Origin of the sequence: Saccharopolyspora sp. (genome assembly GCF_017434145.1) — a bacterium.
In the GTDB taxonomy this organism is placed as follows: Bacteria; Actinomycetota; Actinomycetes; order Mycobacteriales; family Pseudonocardiaceae; genus Saccharopolyspora_C; species Saccharopolyspora_C galaxeae.
Window position 1 is genome coordinate 1 of record NZ_JAFRFW010000315.1, and the last position, 8,140, is coordinate 8,140.

8 protein-coding genes are annotated in these 8,140 nt (G+C 70.0%); 4 read left to right on the forward strand and 4 right to left on the reverse strand.

Features of this window, described 5'->3' with window-relative positions; genetic code table 11:
* The 3 genes from IJH84_RS08705 to IJH84_RS08715 all read right to left on the reverse strand — a co-directional run.
* A partial coding sequence (locus tag IJH84_RS08705; RefSeq protein WP_295142477.1) for a hypothetical protein occupies positions 1 to 488 on the reverse strand: 488 nt, incomplete at its 3' end.
* A 739-nt stretch (positions 489 to 1,227) separates the two neighbouring features.
* Positions 1,228 to 1,992, reverse strand: a complete 765-nt coding sequence (locus IJH84_RS08710; RefSeq protein WP_295142479.1) for a methyltransferase domain-containing protein — start codon at positions 1,990 to 1,992, stop codon at positions 1,228 to 1,230.
* 36 nt (positions 1,993 to 2,028) lie between these two features.
* Complete coding sequence (locus tag IJH84_RS08715) at positions 2,029 to 2,493, reverse strand: YbaK/EbsC family protein (protein ID WP_295142481.1); 465 nt, start codon at positions 2,491 to 2,493, stop codon at positions 2,029 to 2,031.
* 176 nt (positions 2,494 to 2,669) lie between these two features.
* Here IJH84_RS08715 and IJH84_RS08720 point away from each other — a divergent pair, with 176 nt between their 5' ends.
* Genes IJH84_RS08720 through IJH84_RS08730 form a run of 3 tightly spaced genes read left to right on the forward strand, consistent with a single transcriptional unit; the run spans position 2,670 to position 5,858 of the window.
* A complete protein-coding gene (locus tag IJH84_RS08720) occupies positions 2,670 to 4,109 on the forward strand; it encodes an NDP-hexose 2,3-dehydratase family protein (protein ID WP_295142483.1) in 1,440 nt (479 codons plus the stop codon).
* Positions 4,106 to 5,086, forward strand: a complete 981-nt coding sequence (locus IJH84_RS08725; protein WP_295142486.1) for a Gfo/Idh/MocA family oxidoreductase — start codon at positions 4,106 to 4,108, stop codon at positions 5,084 to 5,086. The genes IJH84_RS08720 and IJH84_RS08725 overlap by 4 nt, the downstream gene beginning before the upstream one ends.
* Position 5,087: 1 nt before the next feature.
* Positions 5,088 to 5,858 carry an NAD(P)-dependent oxidoreductase gene (locus IJH84_RS08730; protein ID WP_295142489.1) on the forward strand — a complete coding sequence of 257 codons (771 nt, stop codon included), beginning with the start codon at positions 5,088 to 5,090 and terminating at the stop codon, positions 5,856 to 5,858.
* Between the two features lie 4 nt (positions 5,859 to 5,862).
* Here the strand turns inward: IJH84_RS08730 and IJH84_RS08735 are convergent, their stop codons facing one another.
* Positions 5,863 to 7,089 carry a nucleotide disphospho-sugar-binding domain-containing protein gene (locus tag IJH84_RS08735; RefSeq protein ID WP_295142492.1) on the reverse strand — a complete coding sequence of 409 codons (1,227 nt, stop codon included), beginning with the start codon at positions 7,087 to 7,089 and terminating at the stop codon, positions 5,863 to 5,865.
* A gap of 251 nt (positions 7,090 to 7,340) precedes the next feature.
* On the opposite strand from IJH84_RS08735, the gene IJH84_RS08740 reads away from it, so the two are divergent.
* On the forward strand, positions 7,341 to 8,140 hold an 800-nt coding region (locus IJH84_RS08740; protein WP_295142495.1), incomplete at its 3' end, for an ABC transporter ATP-binding protein.

The following is an 8,140-nucleotide window of genomic DNA, read 5'->3' on the forward strand; positions in this document are numbered from 1 at the left end:
ACCCAAGCCTGCGCGGGGCGGCCATCCGTCCCGTCGCGGCCCGTCGCGTCGCGGGCAGTCCCGTCGCGGGCCGCCGCGTCGCAGGTCGTCGCGACCCCGTTGTTCCGCAGGGACGATGCGATCGAGGTGCTCAGCTGGTCATCGCCCAGCACCCGCACCGCTCCGGCTTGCGCGCGCGGAGGCTCGTAGGCGAGGTGCCTGCGCAGCGGTTGATCGGCGGGCACCATCAAGCCGCGTTCGGCGAGCCCGGCGAGGGTGCTTTCCGGGAGTTCCCACCACGCCACCTCCGCCGTTGCGCCGGCCCGCGGCACCTCCGGTCCCGCCGTTCCCCTTTCCGCGGCTCCCCTTTCCGCCGCTTCCGGGGTCGTTTCCCGGGCGGCGACCGGAACGCGCAGCGCGCCGCTGCTGCTGCACACGTACAAATAGCGCCCGTGCCAGCGGAAGCGCACATCGGCGCGCGGAACCATCGACGAATGCGACGTGCTCAATCCTTCACCTCATCCGGTGCTGTGCGGACTCGGGTGCCGTGCTCCGGTGCCGTGCGGACTCCAGTGCCGCGCCGAATCAGGGGATGCCCACGATTGCGCACCCGCTGCAGACTCGGCAACAGGGCCCAACGCCCTGATCAGCCGAGCAGAAGCCGGCGCGTTTCGGAGACCGCAGGCCGAGTTCGCACCCGGCCTGCGGAGCCCTGGCATTGCGGCGACCCGCGTCAGCCGCGTGCGCCCGTCATTCCTCGTCGTCGCCCGACTCGTCGACGGCGAAGGAGGACGAGGAGCTGATCGGCACCGCCTCGGTGTCCTTCGTGGTGATCTCCTCGAATTCGTCCATGAGCTCCATGAAAACACTCCCTTCCGGATTTTCGTGGAATGCCGAATTGGCTTCCTCATATTATCCAGATGATGGTGAAAGGTCCACCACCATCACCGGAAAAGGCTACCGCTGCTCCGTTGCGGTTAATTTCGAGCCCAAAACTCCGTCCTGCAACTGCTACCGACGAGCGATTCCCGCAATTGTGCACACTCCATCCGGCACGATCAGATAGCGCGCAAATATTCAGCATTCATGGCAAATATTCGGATTCGTCGCACGGTCACATGCAAATGAACGGCGCCCCCGCACGAGTCGCCCGCAGCGACCGCCCGGCGCCAGCATCGCGAACCGGAACCAGCGCGCCGACTCCGGCGGGAAGCCCGTGGGGTTCCGGCTGTGTGAGGCTCCGCGGATCTACCGCGTCGCGACGACGGTTCCCCAGACGTGCGTGAGGGTGCGGTCGCCCGCGGGGCCTTGCGGGCGCAGGCCCGTCGGCGTGCCGCCTGCGAGTTCGGCGTCGAAGGTGCGGTGGATCTCGGCGCGGTCCTGCTCGGGAGTGCCGCTGCGCGACATCCAGTCTTCGACGTCGAGCGGGTTGTCCCTGGTCGTCGTGGACACCACGGTCGCCCCGGCTTCGGTGAGCATCCGGTGGATCTCTTCGACCGTGCGGGTGCGGTTGTGGCTCGGATCGCGCAGCCGCTCCACGCGGGTGTTCTCCGCGGCGAGTTCCGGAGCTTCGAGGACCATGTCGGTGATGCCGATCCGGCCGCCTTCGCGGGCCACGCGGGCCATCTCGCGCACGACCGCCGCCGGGTCGGCGACCTGGTGCAGCGAGATGCGGCAGGCCACCAGGTCGAACTGGGCGTCCAGCCAGGGCAGGGCCGTCGCGTCGCCGCGGGCGAAGGTGATGTTGCGCAGTCCCTCGGCCCGCGCCAGCCGGTCGCCTTGCGCCAGCATCTCGGGCGTCAGGTCGATCGCGCTGACGTGCCCGAGCCGCGGCGCGAGCGCGCGGCCGAGGTGCCCGGCGCCGCAGGCCACGTCCAGCGCCTGTTCGCCCTCCCGCGGATCGAGCTGGTCGACGATCCAGTCCAGGCCGCTGGTGGCGAAGCCGGTGTCGGTGAACGTGCCTGCCTGCAGCCGGAACTGCTCCCGGACCCGGTCGTCGTGCGCGCCGGTCATGCCCTCCGCCGTTCTGCTGATCGCACCGCTGCCGACCTACCCGGCGACCTTGGCGACCGTGCCGCCGGTGACCCGCCGCAGCTCGTCCGGAGGCACCGAGAACACCGCGTTCGGCGTGCCCGCGGCGGCCCATACGACCTCGTACCGGAACAGGTCCTCGTCGATGACCACGGTGGCCGGTTCGTTCTGCGCGACCGGAGGAACCCCGCCGACGCTGTAGCCGGTCCGCTTCTTCACCGTCTTGGCGTCCGGCTGGGTAAGCTCGGCGTCGAGCAGCTCGCCGACCGCGTCGACCGAAACCCGGTTCGTGCCGGAGGCGATCACCAGCACCGGCTGTTCTCCGGCGAGGAACAGCAGGCTCTTCGCGATCTGCGAGACGGTGGTGCCGATCGAGTCCGCCGCGTCCTGGGAAGTCCGGGTGCTGCTGTCGAGTTCGCGGACCTCGGTGCGGACACCGAGGTTTTCCAACGTGTCGGCGACTCGCTGGGCTTTGGCGTGCATCGGTTCCCTCCTGAGCGTCCGTGCGTCTCGTGCTCCGGCACGCCACTCTAGTGCAAGTCGATCAGTCCGTCCGCGAATTTCGAGGCCGCCCGGCCTGGGCGCGCGGATTGGGGTTTCGCCTACTTTTTCCGCGATAGGTATGGGGTCCCCGGCACCGACCGCGCTGAGGAGATCCCATGCCGCCTCCGGCTGGAACCGGTTTGCTGCGCAAACCGGACACGACGCTGCCGCACCGGCTGGCGCGCTCGGCCCGCACCGTGCAGGACGCCGCGGTGCCGATGCGGCAGCTACGCGCGTGGATCGCCGAGCGCGGCGCCGCCCAGCTGCACCACGTCGAACGGATCCCGTTCGCGGACCTGCACAAGTGGCGCTTCGACGACGCCACCGCCGACCTCGCGCACGACTCCGGGCGGTTCTTCCGCATCCAGGGGTTGCGGGTGCGCAGCGATCACGGTCCGGTGACCGGCTGGACCCAGCCGATCATCAACCAGCCGGAGATCGGCATCCTCGGCATCCTGGTGCGCGAGATCGATGGCGTGCTGCACTGCCTGATGCAGGCGAAAACCGAGCCCGGCAACGTCAACGGCGTCCAGCTGTCCCCGACCGTGCAGGCCACCCGCAGCAACTATCAGCGGGTGCACCACGGCAACGCGGTGCCGTACCTGGAGCACTTCCGGCACGCGCCGGAGCGCAACGTGCTCGCCGACGTGCTGCAGTCCGAGCAGGGTTCGTGGTTCTACCGCAAGCGCAACCGGAACATGGTCGTGGAGGTGCGCGAGCCACTGCCGGAGCACGAAGACTTCCGCTGGGTCACGCTCGGGCAGCTGCACGCGCTGCTCGCCGAGGAGAACCTGGTGAACATGGACGCGCGGACGGTCCTTTCCTGCTTTCCCGGCGGGTTCGAGGGGGCCGCCGAGGGGTCCGCTTCGGACTCGTTGGGCGCCGCGCTGGCCGGTTCCGGCGATCCGGCCGCGGGCAGCCTGCACACCACCTCCGAGGTGCGCAGCTGGATCACGGCGCAGCACGCCGAGCACCAGGTCCGCGCCGACCTGATCCCGCTCGGCGCGGTCCGCGGCTGGCGCCGCACCCCGGACGAGATCCGGCACGACGAGCACAACTTCTTCAGCATCGTGGCCGTGGACGTGCGCTCGAACAGCCGCGAGGTGACCGGCTGGACCCAGCCGTTGCTGCGCCCGCACGGCATCGGCATGGTGGCGCTGCTGGTCAAACGAGTGGACGGCGTGCTGCACGCGCTGGTCAACGCCAGGGTCGAACCCGGTTACCTCGACGTCGTGGAGCTGGCACCGACCGTGCAGTGCACCCCGGAGAACTACGACCGGCTGGGCGTGGACTACCGGCCACCGTTCCTGGACGCGGTGCTGCACCGGCGCGCCGAGCGGGTGCTGTTCGACACCGAGCTGTCCGAGGAAGGCGGCCGGTTCCACCAGGCCCGGAACCGGTACCAGATCATCGAGGTGGAACCCGGTTGCACCGCGGACGATCTGCCGGACTTCCGGTGGCTCACGCTGCACCAGCTCACCGAGCTGCTCAAGCACAGCCACTACGTCAACGTGCAGGCGCGCAGCCTGATCGCTTGCTTGCGGGGGTTGTCATGAGCCCGGTTCGGCTGGGTGTGCTCGGATGCTCGGCGATCGCCCGGCGCCGGAGCCTGCCCGCGGCCGCGGAGGTGCCGGAGCTGGTCACCACCGCGGTCGCCAGCCGAACCAGGGAGAAGGCCGAACGCTTCGCCGCCGAATTCGGTGCCACAGCGACGGATTACGAGTCGCTGGTGTCCGATCCGGACATCGACGCGATCTACCTCTCGCTGCCGAATTCGCTGCACCACGAGTGGACGCGGCGCGCGCTGGACGCGGGTAAGCACGTGCTGTGCGAGAAGCCGCTGACCGGCAGCGCGGCGGCAACTCGCGAGCTGACCGCGCTAGCGGACGAGAAGCGCCTCGTGCTGCGGGAGAATTTCGCCTTCCTGCACCATCCCGTGCACGACCACGTTCGCCGACTGCTCGACCAGGGACGCATCGGTCCGCTTCGGACTTTTACCGCGACGTTCGGCATTCCGCCGCTGCCCGGCGAAGACATCCGGTATTCCGCCGAACTCGGTGGCGGCGCGTTGCTCGACGTCGGCGTGTACCCGTTGCGGGCGGCGCTGCTGCTGCTCGGGCCGTCGCTGTCGCTGGTGGGCGCGACGCTGCGAATGGATGCTTCGTCCAATGTCGACGTGGCCGGAAACGTGTTGCTGACCGCGGACTCCGGGGTCTTCGCCAACCTCGAGTTCGGCTTCGAGCACAGCTACCGAGCCCGCTACGCGCTCTGGGGCGGCACGGCGTGGCTCGGCCTCGATCGGGCGTTCACCCCGCCGCCGCAGCACCAGCCGGTCCTGCGCATCGAGGAGCAGGACTACGCCGAGGAGATCGTGCTGCCGCCGGCGCACCAGTTCCGCACCTCGCTTGGCTCGTTCGCGCAAGCCGTGCAACAGCGCACGCCGGAGGAAAAGCGCTGGGTGGCGGCTGCGGACGCGTTGGCCGCGCTGGTGGACGAGGTGCGCGAGCGCGCCGTGCGGGTCGAGGCGGCCTGAAGTGGAGATCGTCGGCCGCGGCTTCCTCGCCCGCCATCTCGCGCCGCACTTCGGTGCGCGCTACCCGGACGTCACCGTGATCGCTGCCGGGGTCTCCACGGCGGCCAGCACCGACTTCGCCGCTTTCGACCGGGAAGCGGAGCTCGTCGCGGAGGTGCTGCGGCGATGCCGGGAGCAGCGGCGCACCGCGGTGTTCCTGTCCACCGCCTCTTCCGGGGTCTACGGCGCGGAGGGCTCGCCGGGCACCGAGGACGGCCCGGTCTTCCCGCGCACCGTCTACGGGCGGCACAAGCTCGCGCTGGAGCGGGTGTGCGCGCTGTCCGGCGCGCCCTACCTGATCCTGCGGCTCACCCACCTCGTCGGTGCCGGTCAGCAGCCGGACCAGCTGCTACCCGCGTTGACCCGCGGAGTTCTCTCCGGCGCGGTGGCCGTGCAGCCGGGCGCATACCGGGACCTGCTGGACGTTCGGCACGTTGCACCGACACTCGATGTGTTGCTGCGGCGGGGAATCCGCAATGACGTCTTGAATATCGCGTCCGGCCGCCCGATCGCGGTCCCGGACATCGTGGACGGTATCGAATCCCGGATGGACGTCCGCGCCGAGCGCCGCACCGTGCCCCGACCGCCGGAGCGCACTGTGGTCGACACCGCGAAGTTGCGCAGGCTGGTGCCCGAGTTCGCCGCGCACGACTTCGGTACGGGCTACCTAGACGATCTCCTGGACCGCTACCTGAGCGCTTTCGTGCAAGACGCCGTCGTCTTCAGCGGTTGAGGGTTCAGTCGCGCGCCAGGGCTTCCAACTTGCCGACCACATCGGACGGTGCGGGCAGCGATGCGGCCGCCGCGGCGAGCTCGCGGGCGGATTCGGTGAACGACGATTCCTCCAGCAGGCGACCGAAAGCGGCCTTGAGCCCGTCGACCTCCGCCGCGTGGTTCGGAATGTCCAGCCCGGCACCGGCCGCGCTGAACCGCCCGGCCATCACCGGCTGGTCGTACCCGCACGGCAATGCGAGCTGCGGCACTCCGGCCACCAGCGAGGTCATGCTCACTCCCCCGCCGCCGTAATGCGCCACCGCAGCGCATTCCGGCAACACCAAGCTCAGCGGCACGTCGGAGCGCACGATCACACCGTCCGGCAACGGTCCGGCCGCCGCGGCGTCGGCGGGTGAGGAAAGCAGCAGCACCTCCGCGCCCGCCGCGTTCGCGGCCTGAACGACCTGAGACATCTTGTTCACAACAGGCCCGAACGTGCGGGTCGCCGAGCGGCCCCACACCACGCACACCCGCGGTTTCGCGCCACACGGCAGGATATCGCCCGGAACGCTGCCCGGACCGTTGTACGGGATGTAGCGACTCGGAACGGCCGCAGCTTCGTAAGGCGGCCGAAGCTGCGGCGGGCACGGGTCCAGCACGTGATCGATGTGGTGGAACCCCATCTCGCCGAGGCCGTAGCGCTCGAAGGCGGCACTGGTATCCACCGGTGCGTGCCCGTCCGGCGCCTCGCCGTAATCGTCGGCTGTGCCGAACGGGCCCCACAGCTGGAGCACGTCGGGTGCGCCGGTCATCTTCGCGACCAGCGGCCCTTCCAAGCTCTCCATGTCGTGCACCACGATCTGCGGCCGCCATTCACGGGCGAAGGCCACGGCCGCGTCGGTGCTGCGGGTGGCGTTCGCGAGCATCTCCGGACGTAATTTCTCGTGCCACGCCGCGAAATCGAACGTTGCGAAGTCGACCGGCTCCGCGGTGTCCGGGTGCAGCGGCGGCTCCGGGTACGGCCAGCCGCCGCGCAATGCCGTGAGCAGGTTGATCAGCCGCGCCCCGCGCAGCAGGTCCAGGCTCGCCAGCCGCGGCACGGGCGTCAGCCCGGCCCGCGCAACCGGGTCCACATCGGACTCGTTGCACAGCACCCGAACTTCGTGCCCGGCGGCCTGCAACGCCCATCCCAGCGGAACCATCGGGAAGTAGTGGCCCGGCCACGGGGAAACCGCGAACAGCACTCGCATGGCCGCACCGTATTCCGCCGCAAATGGCAGAATCACTAGTGTCGTGGGCGGATTCCGAACGCCGATCTGGTCGTACCACGAGTCTTCCGGTGTTAAGCCCCTTGGTGCGGGACTCGGACTGTCCCATGCTGCACCTCGCGGCGACCCGGTTTGCTGGGACACACGACGAGAAACGGGGAATCCGACCCATGACCGTGTTCACGACCGCCCGCACCGTCCGATCCGCGCTCGATCCGGAACCGGACGCGGCGATGATCGAAGCCGTCGACGTGGGCAAGCGGTTCGGCTCGGTGCCCGCGCTGGAGTCGGTGAGCCTGCAGGTGCCGAAGGGCAGCGTGCTCGGCCTGCTCGGGCACAACGGTGCGGGCAAGACGACGCTGGTGAACATCCTGACCGCGATGCAGCCGGCCGGTTCGGGCACCGCCCGCGTCGCCGGGTTCGACGTGGCGGCGCAGCCGAAGGAGGTGCGCAAACGGATCGGGCTGACCGGCCAGTTCGCCGCGGTCGACGAGCGGCTCAGCGGGCGGGAGAACCTGACCATGCTGGCCCGGTTGCTCGGCGCGGACACCTCGCGGGCCAAGGCGCGCGCCGACGAGCTGCTCACCGCGTTCGACCTGACCGAGGCGTCCGGACGGCAGGCCAGGACCTACTCGGGCGGGATGCGCAGGCGCCTGGACCTGGCGGCTTCGCTGGTCGGCAACCCCGAAGTGATCTTCCTGGACGAGCCGACCACCGGGCTGGACCCGACCAGCAGGCGAGCCATGTGGGAGATCGTCTCCGGGCTGGTCGCCGAGGGCACCACCGTCCTGCTGACCACGCAATACCTGGACGAGGCCGATCGGCTGGCGGACACGATCACGGTGCTCTCGGCCGGGCGGATCGTCGCCAGCGGCTCCGCAGCGGAGCTCAAAGCACGCGTCGGGCAGCGCACCGTGACCGTCGTCCCGCCGCACGGCGGCGACCCGGAGGCCGGGTGCGCGGCGCTGCGGCGAGCGGGACTGGACCCGTCGGTGGGCCGGGACGGCACCGCGATCATCACGCCGATCGAGGC

Excerpts from the sequence above, each read along its gene's own strand:
- IJH84_RS08710 (WP_295142479.1), bottom strand. The coding sequence starts at position 1,992 with ATGACCGGCGCGCACGACGACCGGGTCCGGGAGCAGTTCCGGCTGCAG.
- IJH84_RS08725 (WP_295142486.1), top strand. The coding sequence starts at position 4,106 with ATGAGCCCGGTTCGGCTGGGTGTGCTCGGATGCTCGGCGATCGCCCGG.
- IJH84_RS08720 (WP_295142483.1), top strand. The coding sequence starts at position 2,670 with ATGCCGCCTCCGGCTGGAACCGGTTTGCTGCGCAAACCGGACACGACG.
- IJH84_RS08735 (WP_295142492.1), bottom strand. The coding sequence starts at position 7,089 with ATGCGAGTGCTGTTCGCGGTTTCCCCGTGGCCGGGCCACTACTTCCCG.
- IJH84_RS08715 (WP_295142481.1), bottom strand. The coding sequence starts at position 2,493 with ATGCACGCCAAAGCCCAGCGAGTCGCCGACACGTTGGAAAACCTCGGT.